Annotated in this window: 16 protein-coding genes; 7 read left to right on the top strand and 9 right to left on the bottom strand. The window is 60.4% G+C overall.

Features of this window, described 5'->3' with window-relative positions; genetic code table 11:
- Positions 1-34: 34 nt before the first annotated feature.
- Entirely contained in the window at positions 35-517 is a 483-nt protein-coding gene (locus tag DWU98_RS03345) for an FKBP-type peptidyl-prolyl cis-trans isomerase (protein WP_115494007.1), read from the bottom strand.
- Between the two features lie 128 nt (positions 518-645).
- Here DWU98_RS03345 and DWU98_RS03340 point away from each other — a divergent pair, with 128 nt between their 5' ends.
- Positions 646-1,983 (top strand): MATE family efflux transporter, encoded by a 1,338-nt coding sequence (locus DWU98_RS03340; RefSeq protein ID WP_115494191.1) that lies wholly within the window; start codon positions 646-648, stop codon positions 1,981-1,983.
- Positions 1,984-2,022: 39 nt separating this feature from the next.
- The gene (gene dacB / locus DWU98_RS03335; RefSeq protein ID WP_115494006.1) at positions 2,023-3,570 is read left to right on the top strand and encodes a D-alanyl-D-alanine carboxypeptidase/D-alanyl-D-alanine endopeptidase; all 1,548 of its coding nucleotides are present in this window, start codon (positions 2,023-2,025) and stop codon (positions 3,568-3,570) included.
- A 133-nt stretch (positions 3,571-3,703) separates the two neighbouring features.
- Here dacB and DWU98_RS03330 read toward each other — a convergent pair whose 3' ends face one another.
- Positions 3,704-4,180, bottom strand: a complete 477-nt coding sequence (locus DWU98_RS03330; protein ID WP_115494005.1) for a glutathione peroxidase — start codon at positions 4,178-4,180, stop codon at positions 3,704-3,706.
- Between the two features lie 98 nt (positions 4,181-4,278).
- On the opposite strand from DWU98_RS03330, the gene DWU98_RS03325 reads away from it, so the two are divergent.
- The 3 genes from DWU98_RS03325 (at position 4,279) to DWU98_RS03315 (ending at position 6,845) form a co-directional block, all read left to right on the top strand.
- The gene (locus DWU98_RS03325) at positions 4,279-5,289 is read left to right on the top strand and encodes a methionine ABC transporter ATP-binding protein (RefSeq protein WP_115494004.1); all 1,011 of its coding nucleotides are present in this window, start codon (positions 4,279-4,281) and stop codon (positions 5,287-5,289) included.
- Positions 5,286-5,978, top strand: a complete 693-nt coding sequence (locus DWU98_RS03320) for a methionine ABC transporter permease (protein WP_115494003.1) — start codon at positions 5,286-5,288, stop codon at positions 5,976-5,978. The genes DWU98_RS03325 and DWU98_RS03320 overlap by 4 nt, the downstream gene beginning before the upstream one ends.
- Positions 5,979-6,050: 72 nt before the next feature.
- Complete coding sequence (locus DWU98_RS03315) at positions 6,051-6,845, top strand: MetQ/NlpA family ABC transporter substrate-binding protein (protein WP_115494002.1); 795 nt, start codon at positions 6,051-6,053, stop codon at positions 6,843-6,845.
- A gap of 76 nt (positions 6,846-6,921) precedes the next feature.
- On the opposite strand, the gene pncB is transcribed toward DWU98_RS03315, so the two are convergent.
- Positions 6,922-8,121, bottom strand: a complete 1,200-nt coding sequence (gene pncB / locus DWU98_RS03310) for a nicotinate phosphoribosyltransferase (protein ID WP_115494001.1) — start codon at positions 8,119-8,121, stop codon at positions 6,922-6,924.
- Between the two features lie 393 nt (positions 8,122-8,514).
- Here pncB and DWU98_RS03305 point away from each other — a divergent pair, with 393 nt between their 5' ends.
- Positions 8,515-9,327: a c-type cytochrome gene (locus DWU98_RS03305; RefSeq protein WP_115494190.1), complete on the top strand. Its 813-nt coding sequence runs from the start codon at positions 8,515-8,517 to the stop codon at positions 9,325-9,327.
- Positions 9,328-9,342: 15 nt separating this feature from the next.
- On the opposite strand, the gene DWU98_RS03300 is transcribed toward DWU98_RS03305, so the two are convergent.
- The 4 genes from DWU98_RS03300 to DWU98_RS03285 form a co-directional block, all read right to left on the bottom strand.
- Positions 9,343-10,368, bottom strand: a complete 1,026-nt coding sequence (locus DWU98_RS03300; RefSeq protein ID WP_115494000.1) for an aminopeptidase — start codon at positions 10,366-10,368, stop codon at positions 9,343-9,345.
- A 75-nt stretch (positions 10,369-10,443) separates the two neighbouring features.
- Entirely contained in the window at positions 10,444-10,809 is a 366-nt protein-coding gene (locus tag DWU98_RS03295) for a hypothetical protein (RefSeq protein ID WP_230474641.1), read from the bottom strand.
- 117 nt (positions 10,810-10,926) lie between these two features.
- Positions 10,927-11,589 (bottom strand): histone, encoded by a 663-nt coding sequence (locus DWU98_RS03290; protein ID WP_115493999.1) that lies wholly within the window; start codon positions 11,587-11,589, stop codon positions 10,927-10,929.
- Positions 11,590-11,666: 77 nt separating this feature from the next.
- Positions 11,667-12,275: a rhomboid family intramembrane serine protease gene (locus tag DWU98_RS03285; RefSeq protein ID WP_115493998.1), complete on the bottom strand. Its 609-nt coding sequence runs from the start codon at positions 12,273-12,275 to the stop codon at positions 11,667-11,669.
- Between the two features lie 105 nt (positions 12,276-12,380).
- Between DWU98_RS03285 and DWU98_RS03280 the strand changes: the two genes are divergently transcribed.
- Complete coding sequence (locus tag DWU98_RS03280; RefSeq protein WP_115493997.1) at positions 12,381-13,262, top strand: PhzF family phenazine biosynthesis protein; 882 nt, start codon at positions 12,381-12,383, stop codon at positions 13,260-13,262.
- 9 nt (positions 13,263-13,271) lie between these two features.
- On the opposite strand, the gene DWU98_RS03275 is transcribed toward DWU98_RS03280, so the two are convergent.
- Together DWU98_RS03275 and DWU98_RS03270 are read right to left on the bottom strand one after the other, a co-directional pair.
- Positions 13,272-14,252: an NAD(P)-dependent oxidoreductase gene (locus DWU98_RS03275; protein ID WP_115493996.1), complete on the bottom strand. Its 981-nt coding sequence runs from the start codon at positions 14,250-14,252 to the stop codon at positions 13,272-13,274.
- Complete coding sequence (locus DWU98_RS03270) at positions 14,230-15,408, bottom strand: BaiN/RdsA family NAD(P)/FAD-dependent oxidoreductase (protein ID WP_115493995.1); 1,179 nt, start codon at positions 15,406-15,408, stop codon at positions 14,230-14,232. Before DWU98_RS03270 ends, DWU98_RS03275 begins: the two co-directional genes overlap by 23 nt.
- Positions 15,409-15,460: the final 52 nt, after the last annotated feature.

Genomic DNA, 15,460 nt, shown 5'->3' with positions numbered 1-15,460 from the left:
GCCTGCCGGCCACGCCGGCAGGCTCGTTCGTTCCTCAATGATGATGACCACCCTCACCATGCACATGTCCATGCGCGAGCTCTTCTTCACTGGCATCACGCACGTCGGTGACGTGGATGTCGAAATGCAGGGTCTGGCCGGCGAGCGGGTGATTTCCGTCGATGTGCACGGTCTGACCGTCGACCTTGGTGACGGTGACGTGCATGACGCCTTGCGGGCCGTGCGCCTGAAACTGCATGCCGGGCTGGATATCGTCCACGCCCTGGAACGCCTCGCGCGGCACTGCCTGCATGAGTTCCGGATGATGCACGCCATAGCCTTCGGCCGGCGCCACCTCCACCTTGAATTGATCGCCGATCGCGCGGCCGATCATGGCCTTTTCCAGCCCCGGCACGATCTGGCCGGTGCCATGCAGATAGGTGAGCGGCTCACGGCCCTCTGAACTGTCGATCACCTGACCGCTGTCGTCGGTGAGCGTGTAATGGAACGAAGCAACAGAGTTGTCGGCAATTTGCATGACGGTCTCGCTGTGAATGGATGTGCGCCGACGTACGCCGACGATGGACCTACAAGGGTACCACTTCGCACTGGCGGACCGCTGGAAACCTGCCAAAATGCGGCCTTATCGCTGCCGCCTCCGCCACCATGACGACGCTGCTTGACGCCTGGCGCCACCGCCCGACTCACCAACTCGTGTGGTCGCTGGCCGCGCCCATGATCCTTTCCAACCTCACCGTGCCACTGGTGTCATTGGTGGATAGCATCGTGGCCGGCCACTTGCCTCACACGCAGGATCTAGGCGCCGTTACGGTGGGTAGTGCAGTGTACGCGCTGCCGGTGTGGAGCCTGGGGTTTCTGCGCATGGGCACGACCGGCTTCGCCGCGCAAGCCAAGGGTGCGGGCGACGCGTCGGCGCTGCGCACGGTGCAGATACAGGCGTTGCTGCTTGCGATGGTGCTCGGCGTGCTGACCGGTTTGTTGATGATGCCGTTGCTACCTTGGCTGGTGGCGCAAATGCATTCCACGCCGCTGATGACCGGGCGCACACTGGATTATCTGCATGTGCGTCTGCTTGGCCTGCCGGCTGCCCTGCTCAATTATGCGCTCGCTGGATGGTTCATCGGCACGCAGCGCGCACGCATTACATTGACGCTGCTATTGACGACGAACCTGGTCAATATCGCCTTGAACCTGCTGTTCGTGCCGGCGTTCGGATGGGGCGTTCCCGGCATCGCACTGGCTTCCGTGATTGGCGAGTGGTGCGGAGCCCTGTACGGATTGTGGCGCGCGGCACAGGCGCTGCGTGAGCTCGGTGGTCACATCGATTGGCCGGCCCTGCATGGCTGGCGACACTGGATGCCGCTGCTACGCGTGAATCGCGATATTTTTCTGCGCACACTGGCGCTGGAGGGGGTGTTTTTCAGTCTCTCGCTGTTGGGCGCACGCCTAGGCGACGCTACCGTCGCTGCCAACGCACTGCTCATGAATGGGCTGTTGTTGACGGCGTTTGGCCTGGATGGCCTGGCCAACGCAGTGGAAGCGCTGTGCGGTCATGCCATCGGTGCCCGCGATCCTCACGCGTTGCGCCGCGCCTTGGTGGTTGCGGGCGGATGGTCGCTCATCGGAAGCATCGCTTGTGCATCGTTTTTCGGCAGCGCCGGGCATCTTTTTGTCGACCTGCAAACCAATCTGCCCGAGGTGCGCAATGCCGCCTATCGCTATCTGCCTTGGCTGACGGCGCTGCCGATCGTGGCGGTATGGAGTTATCTGCTCGATGGCCTGTTCATTGGCGCAACACGCGCGCGGGAGATGCGCGATGGCATGCTGGTTTCGGTGCTGCTTTACGCACTGCTGGCATGGATCACGCGCGGGTTGGGCAATCAAGGCCTGTGGCTGGCGTTTCTCGTGTTCATGGCCATGCGCGGATTGAGCTTGGGATGGCTGGGCTGGCGTATCCGCCAGCGTGAGGCGTGGACAGCGTGAACTATCGCGCGCGGCGCCGCATCGGCAATACTTGATGCCATGAGAAAACCTTTTCTATTGCGCTACTGGTTGCGAATCGGAGCAACGTGCGCGCTGCTGAGCGCCATTGCCGGCATGCCGGTCTGCGCCGATGAAACACCAGTCACCCCGACAACCACGCTGGCGCAACTGGCTACCGCCATCGACGCGCAGATCGAGCAGCCGCGTTTTGCCTCGGCCAGTTGGGGTATTGCCGTGGTATCGCTCGATACCGGCCGCACCCTGTACGCGCACGATGCCGATCGCCTGCTGCAGCCGGCCTCCACCGCCAAGCTCTATACCGCTGCAGTCGTGCTCGACACCATCGGCACCGACTATCGCATTCCCACGCAATTGCTTGCCACGCGACCGATCCTGCAGGGCCATCTGGAAGGATCACTCATCCTGCGCGGCATGGGCGATCCGACACTTGGTGCATCCGATACCAATGCGGACTGGGCCGATCAGCTCGCGATGCAATTGGTTGCCAGCGGCGTACATGATGTGCGTGGTGATCTGATCGCGGATGACACCTACTTCGGCGGCCCCTCGGCAGGCTCCGGCTGGGAAGCACGTGATCTGCAAAACTGGTTTGCCGTGCCCGCATCGGCCCTCAGCGTGCAAGAGAATGTGGTCGGACTTACCGTGATGCCATCCAAAATCGTTGGTTATCCGGCCGCGTTGAACTTCGATCCGCCAGACGCCATGACTCACGTGGTCAATAACCTGGTGACCGGCGCACACAGCGACATCAATCTCTATCGCGCACCGGGCGACAGCACGCTTTACGCTTTTGGAAGCATTGCCGCACACAGTGAGCCGCAAACGTTCAAACTCGCCATTGCCGACCCAGCATGGTACGCGGGTACTCGACTGCGCGAGGCGCTGGAGCGGCATGGCATACACATCCACGGCGCGTTGCGCGTGCAACATTGGCCGGAACAGGACACCACGGAAGTGGACAAGGCGGTTGTGCTGGCACAAGTGCTCTCACCGCCGCTGATGAACATTCTCCAGAGCGGACTCAAACGCTCGCAGAATTTGTACCTGCAAAATCTGCTGCAAATTGCCGGCGTAAAGGCACAAGCCAGTGCCGAGCAGGCAGGCGGCCCTTCGCCGGGCTTCCTGAGCAGCGAAGCCTGGGGTATTCGCGCGCTGCATCAGTTGCTCGAGCGCATCGGTATTGCGCCAGACACTGCACAGATCGAAGATGGCGCCGGTCTCTCGCGGCAGGACCTGTCCACCGCCAATGCGATGGTGCAACTGCTGCGTTATCTTTCCAGCCAACCTTACGGCGAGCAGTTACGCGACGCGCTGCCTGACGCAGGCCTGGACGGCACGCTCGAATGGCGCATGCGCAACACCGCTGCAGCAGACAACGTACATGCCAAGACCGGCAGCATGACGAACGTACGCTGCCTCGTCGGGTACGTGACCACGGCATCGGGCGAACGACTGGCGTTCGCCATCATGCTCAACAATTACCTGCGCGATGCGGATGATCCAACCCCGAGCCGCAATCTGGATGCGATTGCGGAATTGCTGGCGGCGTTCGGGGGGCATAGTTGATGGCTGTTCTAGCCTCAGCCCGAGGCAATCGGTGGAGCAAAGCCTGAGGGGACCTAACCTGACAAACGATTGCAGTGAGAATAATTCGCTCGCTCTCAGATTAGTGACGACCATGGTCGTACGTAGAGAGGGCTCAACGCTTGCTCAGCTCCTTCTCGATCTTCTCCGGCGTATCGTTGGGTGCAAATCGCTTGACCACGTTGCCCTCCGCGTCGACCAGGAACTTGGTGAAATTCCATTTAATCGACTCGCTCCCCAGCAAGCCCTTGGCTTGCTTCTTCATCCATTGATAAAGCGGATGCGTTTTCTCACCGTTGACGTCGATCTTGGCGAACATCGGAAAAGTCACGTCGTAGGTGGTAGAGCAAAACTGTTTGATCTGTGCCTCGTCCCCCGGTTCCTGGTGGCCAAATTGGTCGCAGGGAAAGCCGAGCACGGTCACTCCCGCGTCGCCATGCTTGCGCCACAGCGCCTCCAGCCCTTCGTATTGGGGCGTAAAACCGCACTTGGACGCCACGTTGACGATCAGCAGGGTCTTGCCGCGCCATTCGCCGAGCGAGCGCTCGTTGCCGTCAATATCGCGCGCGTTGAAGTCGTAAACGGTAGTCATGTCGTCGCTCCGGTCATATCGATATGGCAGTCTACTTCAAACGGGAAGACCGCCGACTGGCATAGAATGGCCGTTCCGACCACTGATCAGGGTTTGTCGTGATCCGCTTTATTGATGTCCACAAGTCCTATCGCGTCGAAGGAAAGGACGTCCCTGCCCTGGAGCCTTTCAGCCTGGAGATCGCCGATGGCGAGGTGTTCGGCATCATCGGCCATTCGGGCGCCGGCAAATCCACGCTCGTCCGACTGATCAATCTGCTGGAGCGCCCCACCGGGGGGCGCATCCTGGTGGGCGACACCGACATCACCGCGTTGTCCGATGCTCCGCTGCGCGCCGCACGCCAGCGCATCGGCATGATCTTTCAGCATTTCAACCTGCTGGCTTCGCAAACCGTGGTCGAAAACGTTGCCTTTCCGCTGCGTCTGGCCGGCGATAAGGATACGAAAGCCATCCGCGCCCGCGCGGATGAGCTCTTGCAGCACGTCGGCCTGAGCGTTCATGCAAATAAATATCCGTCGCAACTGTCCGGCGGTCAAAAACAGCGCGTAGGGATTGCGCGTGCACTGGCCAATCATCCTTCGATCCTGTTATGCGATGAAGCAACCAGCGCGCTGGATCCGCAAACTACCGCGTCAGTGCTCGATCTGCTTGCCCAGATCAACCGCGAGTTGAAGCTCACCATCGTGTTGATCACGCATGAAATGGATGTCGTGCGGCGCGTGTGCGATCGCGTTGCCGTGCTGGATACGGGCCGCATCGTGGAACACGGGGCTGTGGCCGACGTTTTTCTGCATCCAAAGCATCCAACCACGCGTCGCTTCGTGAATGAAGCGTTGCCCGAGGAAGCCGCGGGCGAGCGGCTGCCGTATGAGCATGTGCCTGGCCGCATCATGCGTCTGTCGTTCCGCGGTGAAGCCACCTGGTCGCCGACGCTTGGGCGCGTGACGCGCGAGACCGGTGTCGATTTCAACATCCTTGCCGGGCGTATCGACCGCATCAAGGACCTGCCCTACGGCCAGCTTACGCTGGCGATGCAGGGCGCGAATGTGGATGCCGCGTTGCGCGCACTGCGCGAGGCGGGCATCGAAGTGGAGGAGCTTGCACGATGATCACCGCCCATCTTCCCTTGCTCCAAACGCTGTTTCCCAATATCGATGACTGGGGCGAACTGGGTCAGGCGTGCGTCGACACCTTGCTGATGCTTGGCGCGTCCTTGCTGCTGACCGTACTTATCGGCCTGCCCCTGGGCGTGCTGTTGTTTCTCACCGGCAAAGGGCAGTTGCATGCGATGCCCAAGCTTTATGGCGCGCTGTCCCTAGTGGTGAATGTACTGCGTTCGATTCCCTTCATTATCCTGATGATCGTACTGATGCCGCTGACCTATGTGCTGGTTGGCACCAAGCTCGGCATACGCGGCGCCATTCCGCCGCTGGTGATTGGCGCGGCACCATTCTTTGCGCGCCTGGTGGAAACAGCGTTGCGCGAAGTGGAACAGGGTGTGATCGAGGCGTCGCAGGCGATGGGCGCCAGCACGTGGCAGATCGTGCGTTATGTATTGCTGCCTGAAGCGCGCGCCAGTCTTTGGGCGGGCGTCACGGTGACGGCCATCGCGCTGGTGAGCTACACCGCCATGGGCGGCGCGATCGGCGCTGGCGGCCTGGGCGACCTGGCCTATCGGTATGGCTACCTCAGCTATAAATCCGACTACATGGTAGTAACCGTACTGCTTCTGATCGCGCTGGTGCAGATCCTGCAGATGGCGGGCGACCGCATCGTGGCGCATTACAGCCGCCGTTGACCACCGCCGAGAGAGTTTTACATCCAGCCGTATGGACGGCTATTCTGACTCGCCTCACCAGGATTAGGACCCATGAAAAAGCTGATGTTTTTCCTCGCTGGCGCCCTGCTCCTGGCCGGCTGTTCGTCAGGCTCCGGCAATGCGGACAAGCAGACGCTGACGATCGCCGCCACGGCGGTTCCGCATGCGGAAATCCTCAAGGAAGTCAAGCCGATCCTGGCCAAGGAAGGGGTGAACCTGGATATCAAGATATTCGCTGATTACGTGCAGCCCAATGCCCAGGTCGCCGAAAAGGACATCGACCTGAACTATTTCCAGACCAAGCCCTTCCTGGATACGTTCAATCGCGAACACAACACACACCTGGTGACCATCGTTGGCGTGCATATCGAGCCATTTGGCGCCTATTCGCGTAAATACAAATCGATCGACCAACTCCCCGGCGGTGCAACGGTCACCCTGCCGAACGACCCTGCCAATGAAGGCCGCGCGCTATTGCTGCTGGCCAGGAACGGGATCATCACCCTGAAGGATCCCAACAACGAATTGGCTACGCCCAAGGACATTACCGTCAATCCCAAGAACCTGGTGTTCAAGCCACTGGAAGCGGCCATGCTGCCACGCACGCTGGATGAGGTGGATCTGGCGTTGATCAACACCAACTATGCATTGGCTGCCGGGCTCAATCCTCAGAAGGACGCGCTGCTCATTGAAAGCAAGGATTCGCCCTATGTGAACTATCTGGTGGGCCGTCCGGACAACCAGAACGATCCGCGCGTGCACAAGCTGGTGCAGGCGCTGACCAGTCCGCAGATCAAGGCCTTCATCGAGCAGAAATACCATGGAGCGGTGTTACCGGCGTTCTAATTCCTAGAACGCCCGACTGTTTGCGAACGTCATACCGGCGACACTTCCCCGGCATGACATGCGGGCGGAGCAGACACTAGGTAGGCGACCCCACTTCCACCAAGACCGGTATGTCGAACACCTGCCTTAAATACGCGATATAAGCATCGTCCTCACACATGTTCTTGCCCGGTGAATCGCTGAGCTTGGCCACCGGCTGCCCGTTACAGCGAACCATTTTGATCACGATGTTCAGCGGCACCGGCCCCACGTCATTGGTGAGATTGGTCCCCACCCCAAACGCCAGTTGGCAGCGGCCGTGAAAGTGGTGGAACAGTTTCATCACTTTAGGCACATCCAGACCGTCACTGAAGACGAGAATCTTGCTGCGTGGGTCTACCCGATTCGCCTGATAGTGGGCCAGTACGCGCTCACCCCAAGCAAACGGGTCGCCCGAGTCATGGCGTGTGCCGTCGAATAGCTTGCAGAAGTACATGTCGAAATCGCGCAAGAACGCCGTCAAGCCATAGACATCCGACAGCGCAATACCGAGGTCGCCGCGGTATTCCTTCGCCCAGGCTTCCAGCGCGGCTACTTGCGAGTCGCGCAAGCGCGGCCCCAGCGCTTGGTGTGCCTGCAAATATTCATGAGCGAGGGTGCCAAGCGGGCGCAATCCCAATTGCCGGGCCAGCCATACATTGCTGGTACCTGCCAGCTGCGTGCCCAGTCCGTCATGCAATGCCGCGACCACTTCGCGATGCCACTCGCGCGAGAAACGCCTGCGCGTGCCGTAATCGGCGATGCGGCACTCCCCGTATCCTGGGGTGTCGCGCAACAAGGCGATTTTTTCACGCAGGCGGCGACGCCCTTCGCTCAGGTCCAGGCCGGGGTGCGTGTTGCGGAAATACACTTCGTTGACGATCGCCAGCAACGGTACTTCAAACAGAATCGTGTGCAACCAGGGTCCGCGAATGCAAATGTCGATTTCGCCGTTATTCAATGGCGAGGGCGTGATCTGGACGTATTTCGTGTTGAGCTGAAACAGGCCAAGGAAATCGATGAAATCGCTCCTGATGAAACGCCAGCTGCGCAGATACTCGAGCTCATGCTCGGTAAAACGCAAACTGCACAAACCATCCAGTTCGTTACGAATTTCATCGATATATGGCACCAGGTTGACGCCCGGATTCCGGCATTTGAAGCGGTATTCCACCTGCGCGGCCGGATATTGATGCAGCACAACCTGCATCATGGAAAATTTGTAAAGATCGGTATCGAGCAACGAGCTGACGATCATGGAGCGCCCATGTCGGGGGAAGGAACGCCGCGTGCACAGCGACGCCGGCAATTATCCCGCCGAAGTCGTTGCCGTGAATAGTCGGTGCAGCATGCAAAAGATAAAACCCCGGCAGCCAGGGGAATAACTGCCGGGGTTTGTTAGGTCGCGTTCCGGGGGGAGGGTAAACTGGGAACCGACCCCTGGATGCCACGGCGAACCGCACCATCCTCTCGTCGCCTCACGGCGATACGACTACTTAGTGTGGCCGGTGCGGACGAAGTTCAAGGCGGTGCTCGAATCGGTTCAGCTTTCCGATAGTTAGTGCAAGCAATGATCAAATTCTCCGCAAAGGTTTGGTGGGACGGTTTCACCTGTATCGATCCCAAGTACTTGTCATTCAAAGGACTGAGCATGCTACGTCATTATCTTGCCCTGCTTGTGCTGTGTTTCACCTTGCCGCTGCACGCAGCCGATCTGACCATCGATACTGGCCACGGCGCGCGCGTGTGGACCTCTGCACAACTACTGGCGCGCGCCGATGCACAGCCAGTTACGATCCCGGACGACGTCGCATTCCATCGCACCATGCGCTACCGGGCCGTTCCGCTCGCTGCGCTGCTGCCAGGGCTTGCCCCCGACGATCGTTTGCAATTTGTTGCCAGCGATGGGTTCGCGGTGGATATTCCTGCCGCCGTCATCCTCGATCAAGGCCACGCACAAGCATGGCTTGCCGTGGAAGACCCGCAGCAGCCATGGCCCCTGCTCCCCGGCAACAAGGGCCATGCCGGCCCCTTCTACGTGGTGTGGACGCACCCGGCGGTAGCGAAGATCAGCAGCGAGCAATGGCCTTACCAATTGGCGCGGATCCAACGTACGCAGGCGATTGCCGAGCGCTTCCCGGCTACGGCACCGCAGGCCAGCGTTCCTGCGAACAGCCCCGTTCGTCACGGCTATATGGTGTTCCAGCGCACGTGCTTCGCCTGCCATACCCTCAACGGTGAAGGCGATGCGCAGATGGGCCCGGACCTCAATATTCCGCATAGTCCTACCGAATACTTGAGTGCGGCCATGCTGCGCGCCTTTATCCGCAATCCGCAGTCCCTGCACCGCTGGCCGCAAGCGAAGATGACCGGCTTTCCCACGCAAGCGTCATTGTCGGATGCGGATTTGGACACGTTGCTTGCCTATCTCACCTATATGTCGCAGCACAAAGTGCAGCACTAGTGTGATGTAACGGCTTCAAGCGCCTCCCTTCTCAGACAAGGCGCACAGGGCGTTTGTCCGTCCGACCTTGGGCTCCCTGGCCAGCGCGCGCACGCGATCGAAGAACTGCGGCCACTGCCCACCGGCTTGTTTGAAGATCGCCGCGAATGCCGGTATCCACTGATCGTAGAGGCCAAATGGCAGCAACGTCGCATTATTGATCGGCTGGGCAACCCAGGTATCGTAACGGTGATCATTAGGCCAGCTTGTATCGCGCCACGCAGCATAGCGCACGCGAAAATCGGCAATCTCACGCTGCTTGCCAAGCTCCATGGCATGTTCGTCGACGCCACTAGCGTAAAGCTTTTCCAGTCGATCACGCAGATCGAGCACCAGTTTGGTAAATCCATCATCCATTGCCTGATCGCGATCGTCGCCCACCGGCTCGCCACGCGCGCGGTGCCATTCACGCAAACCCTCGTTTTCCACGAACATGGCGTAGCTTTCGTTGAAGGCGGTGTCGCCTTTCACGTAGATCTTTTGATGCGCCAGTTCGTGAAAGATCGTGCCGACCAGCTCATCGTCATCCCAGCGCATCATGCTGCTGAGAATGGGATCGGAAAACCAGCCCAGCGTGGAATAGGCAGAAACGCCGCCGATATAGACATCATTACCTCGCGCACGCATCTGCGCGGCGCTCTCCCTCGCCTTTTTTTCATCGAACCAGCCGCGATACGCCACGCAGCCTGCGATGGGAAAGCACTGCGGTACCGCATCCACCGAAAAACGCGGTGTGGCATAGACGTTCCACACCACATACGGTCGATGCAGTTGAACGTAATAGGTATAACTGCGGTTGCGTGGCAGATCGAGGCGATCGGAGGCAAACTGCCGCGCCTGCTGGGAGAGCGTGAGACGTGCGGCAAGCTTGCGGTCGGTCGCGGGATTGGCAACCACCTTGTACACGGAGCGACGCTGCAGCAGCAACGCACCTTCACCATGCGTGACGTGCACGTAGTAGCGAAGATCGGCGCAGGCACCAAGCACGACGGTCAGTACCATGCAGCAAACAATCCGGATTGGCGAAAGCCGAATGCGAGGGCGAATCATCCCCGCATTCTGACGCAAGCCGGCGGTTTAGTGTCCGCTGAAGTGGCCGCCGCCTCCGCCATGGCCACCGCTGACGTGGCCACCGCCGTGGTAGCTACCGTGGTAGCCACCATGCCCGCCGTAGTAGTGGCCGCCGTAGTAGTGGCCACGACCATACCAGCCGCCGTAGCAACAACCGTAGTAGCCGCCGTAGTAGCCGGGCCAATAGCCGCCGTAGTAACCGTAATAACCAGGGTAGTACCCATACGCCGGAGCGGTTCCGTAATAGGCGTCACCCGCGTAACCGCTGCCTCGCACGTAGCTGTAACCTGGCGCGACATAACAACCGGAAAGCAGGCTGAGCAGGCCCGCCAGCGTCAGGCCGGCAAGCACGCGTTTGATTGAGTTATTCATGGCGGGGACTCCATGCGATTACGGTGCTACGTTAGTCCCGCTGCGTTAAATGCGCCCTGAGCGGAAAAGACAAGCGGCCACAGGCCATGCGCAGCCGCCTTGTCGGGCCTACAGCAGTCAGGTTTTGTTGCCCTTGGATTGATCACCACGCGCATGCGCAAAATGGTGCGATGGGCCGTTGGCGTGATGGTCGCCCGTGTGTTGCGTGCTTTCGCCGCCAGCTTGCGGGCCCGAATGGGCGCCCGGCCAGGTCGGTCCTTGCTTGATACGGTCCTGCTTGGCGCGCAATAACGCCTGGATGTGCTCAACGGCTTCCTGCGGGCTGATATGCGCGGGTGCGGGCGTGGCGCCAGGTGCTGTCTTTGGCGCCACCGGCGCACGTTCCTTCACGGCTACGGGTTTAGGTGGCGTCCGCGGTGCCGCAACGGGTGGCGCGGATGCCGCCGGGGAACGGGCGGCCTTGCCTGCTGGCGCTTTCTTCGCAACGGATACCTTATCGGCTACTGCACCCTGCTTTGCCGTCGATGACGCGGGCTTGCGCGCCAAGGGTTTTTTAGCCGCCTTATTCGCAGCATTCGCAGCCGTCTTCGCGACCGTTTTGCCGGGTGTCTTCGACACACTCACCTTCTTCGCCGCCTGCTTGCCCGCAACGGCTTTCTTCGCCGTTTTGGCACTGGCTGGGCGCGATGTGCCGACAGGCTTCTTCTTGCTCGAACCGGCTGCGGGGGCTGCCTTGCGTGCCGCGGGCTTCTTCGCGGCAGACTTGCGAGTCGTTGCCATGCGTACATACTCCGGCGGTGAGAACTACCTCCATCATCACCAAGTACACGTGATCGGCAAGTGCCGGAGGTTTGTATCTACGTCCCCGGCTGCGATAGAGCACCCAGGAAATGTGGCAGCACGCCAGGGTTGGCCAATATCGTAAACAAGACGCCGTAACCGGCGCCCCACAAATGGGCGCTGTGGTTGACGTTGCCCTGCCCGCGCTGGTCCATGTAGATGGAATAACCCACGTATAGCACGGCGTAGATGATCGCCGGTACGGGAATGACAAACACCAGGATGCGCGTCCATGGCGCATACATCACGAAGCCGAACAATACCGCCGATACCGCGCCCGATGAACCCAGGCTGCGGTAATTCATGTTGCGGCGATTCTTCAGATAAGTGGGAAGGATCGAGACAATCAAACCGCCCAGATAGAACAAACCAAAGCCAAACGGGCCGAGTGTCGCGTTATAGAGCGGCTCCATGACACGGCCGAAGAAATACAGCGTAATCATGTTGAACAGCAGATGCATGGGATCGGCATGCAGCAGCCCGTACGTCACCAGCCGGTAGTATTCGTGCTTGCGCTCGATCGCCGGTGGCCACAGGATCAGATCGTCGAACATGCGCCGGTTATTGAAGGCCATGAACGAAACGATGCAGGTGGCAGCGAGAATGATGAGGAGCGTAATCGGCATATGACGAATCTGACAATGATCAGGAATTTGCGCATCTTGACGTTCACGCGCCAAGTTGTCGACAGCTAAAATGCCCGTTCGCTCCCGTTTTGTGCTTACTGCCGTATGAAACCGATTCGCTATATGCACCTGGACGTTTTTGCCGCCCGTCCTGGTGGCGGCAACCACCTGGGTGTGGTCACGGATGCGCGTGACTGGAGTGACGCCGATATGCAGCGCTACGCGCGCTGGACCAATCTGGTGGAAACCACCTTCCTGCTTCCGCCCACGGATCCCAAAGCCAGCTATCGCGTGCGTATCTTTACGCCGCAAAAGGAAATTGCCTTCGCCGGCCACCCTAGCGTCGGCAGCGCGCATGCGGTGCTCGAATGCGGTCTGGCCGAACCGCAAGGCGGCCTGCTGTGGCAGGAGTGCGGCGCCGGTGTGCTGCCCATTCGGGTGGAGGGCAGCGGCAATGAGCGGATATTGATGCTGCAATCGCCCGACGCGCGCGTGGTGAAAACCGGCCTGCACGCTCATCCGCTGCTGGCGGCCACACTCGACGGCATCGAACTGGGCAGGCTGCCGCCAGCGCTGGTGGATGGTGGTCGACGCTGGTGGCTGACCGAATGCGTGGACGAAGCAAGCCTGCGTGCATGGAGCCCCGATCACAGCGCGATCGGCGCGCTCGCCGTGGCAAGCGGCAGCATGGGTCTATGCGCGTTCGCGCGCAGCCATCATCCGGACTACCAACTAGTAGTGCGCGCGTTCCCGTCCGGCGTGGGCATCGTGGAAGATCCCGCTTCCGGTGCCGCGAACGGCCTGATTGCCGCATACCTCACGCATGCCGAACCCACCGGCCCGCTGGCGGGCGGCTACTCGGTGAGCCAGGGGCGTGAGATGGGGCACGATGCCTTGCTCATCGCACATATCGTCGATGGCACCATTTGGATCGGTGGACGCACCAACACTGTGATCGATGGCCATCTGCACTGGAATACGGGCTAAGCGTAGGGTTTATTGATCACCACCACGCCGCTCCAGGTTGGCGCGCCGCGCGGATACCCTCGCCAACGCGGACAAATCCATGTCTTGGGCACCGTCTGCGATGGCCTCCAGCAAGGCGTCACGCAGCACGCCGGCCAGCGGCATGGGCACCTGCTCGCCGTGTGCAGCCTCTTGCGCGAGCATCACATCCTTCAACCCCAGCGGCAGGGCAAAGCCCGGCGGTGTGAAGCGCTTTTCGGCGATCGCGTTGCCGTAGCCCTGGTAGACCGGACACGCGAACAAGGTGCTGGTCATCAGCTCGATGAAATCGGATTCATTCACCCCGTAGGCGCGCGCCAGCACTGAAGCCTCGGACAGGCTTTCTATGGCCGACACAATCATGAAATTGCCGGCCAGCTTCACGACGTTGGCGCGCTCGGGATTCTCTCCCATCGGCCAGAGCCTGGCCGCCATCTGCTCGAGCAGCGGTCGCGCTTTTTCGATCGCTGCGTTCGGCCCCGCCACCAGCATATTGAGCTTGCCCGACGCGGCCACATCAGGGCGACCGAACACGGGGGCTGCCACATAGCTCAGGCCACGCTTGGCGTGCTCTTCGCTCAACTGCCTGGCTAGCGCGACGGAAATCGTCGCATGATTGACGTGCACGGTGCCCGGATCCATGGCATCGAGCAGACCGCCCTCGAGAAACACCTCGCGCACCGCTTGGTCGTTCGCCAGCATGCTGTGCAGCACATCACCTTGTGCGGCACGGTCCGGCGTTCGCACGAACTTGGCGCCCAGTGACACCAGCTTCTCTGCGGCAGCTTCCGAGCGATTCCACACGGTGAGGTGATGGCCGGCGGCAACGAGATTGCTGGCCATGCTGCTACCCATCGCACCCAGGCCGATAAAGCCGACTTTCATGGACTTTCTCCTATTTGCAAACCCGTCTAGTGGATCACGCTGGATGTTCAGCCGAAGCGAAACATCACGCGACCGTACCGGCCGCATGACCCGATGCCCATGCCCACTGAAAGTTGTAACCACCCAGCCAACCGGTCACGTCGACCACCTCGCCGATGAAATAAAGCCCCGGCACATGCTTAGATTGCATGCTGCTGGAGGAAAGCCCGTCGGTATCCACGCCACCCAGGGTCACTTCCGCCGTGCGATAACCTTCGGTACCGCTGGCGACGATCGGCCAATCGTGCAATCGCCCGCCGATGTCGCGCAATTCCGCATCGGGGAATTGACGCATGGGCTTGCTTTGCAGCCAACGCTCACACAAGCGCTGCGCGAGCCGCCGCGGCAGCTTGTCGCCGAGCACATTGCGCAATTCGGCCGCCGGCCGCTCTGTACGTTGGGCGATCAACCATTCGCCCAGGTTCTGCTCGGGGGACAGATCGAGATGCAGCTCATCGCCAGGCTGCCAGTACGAAGAAATCTGCAAGACTGCAGGCCCGCTGATACCGCGATGCGTAAACAACAGGCCCGCACGGAAGTTGCGCTTGCCCACGCGCGTCTGTGCAACCGGCAACGCGACGCCGGCCAGGTCCTGGTAATGCTCCAGATGCTTGCCGCTCAAGGTGAGTGGCACTAAACCCGCGCGCGTAGGCAGCACGTTGTGCCCGAATTGTCGCGCGAGCTCATAACCCAATCCCGTTGCGCCCATGCTGGGTATCGAAAGACCACCCGACGCCACCACCAGTGATTGAGCGTGTACTTCGCCACGCGCCGTGAGCACGGAAAAACCTTCTTCGGTTTTTCGCACCGCCTGCACGGCACAAGGGGTTTCGACGCGAGCGCCGGCTGCCGCACACTCATCCAATAGCATACGCACGATCAGCTTGGACGACTCATCGCAAAAGAGTTGTCCCAGTTCCTTCTCGTGATACGCAATACGGTGTTTTTCTACCAGTGCAATGAAATCGTAGGGTGTATAGCGCGCCAGGGCGGATTTGCAGAAATGCGGGTTGGCCGAAAGGAACTGCGCAGGCGTCACGCCCAGATTGGTGAAATTGCAGCGTCCCCCGCCGGACATGAGGATCTTTTTGCCGGGCCTGTTCGCATGATCGACCACCAGCACGTGCCGCCCGCGCTGGCCGGCGGTCATGGCGCACATCAGCCCCGCGGCCCCTGCACCGATGATCAGGACATCCACTTTCACGCGATCACCGCCATAGCCACTGCCAGCTTGAACATCCAGCCATTATCCAACA

The organism is Dyella monticola (assembly GCF_003363155.1).
Classification (GTDB): Bacteria; Pseudomonadota; Gammaproteobacteria; order Xanthomonadales; family Rhodanobacteraceae; genus Dyella_B; species Dyella_B monticola.
Note: the sequence above shows the minus strand (reverse complement) of the source record. Positions and strands in the feature narration are given on the sequence as shown.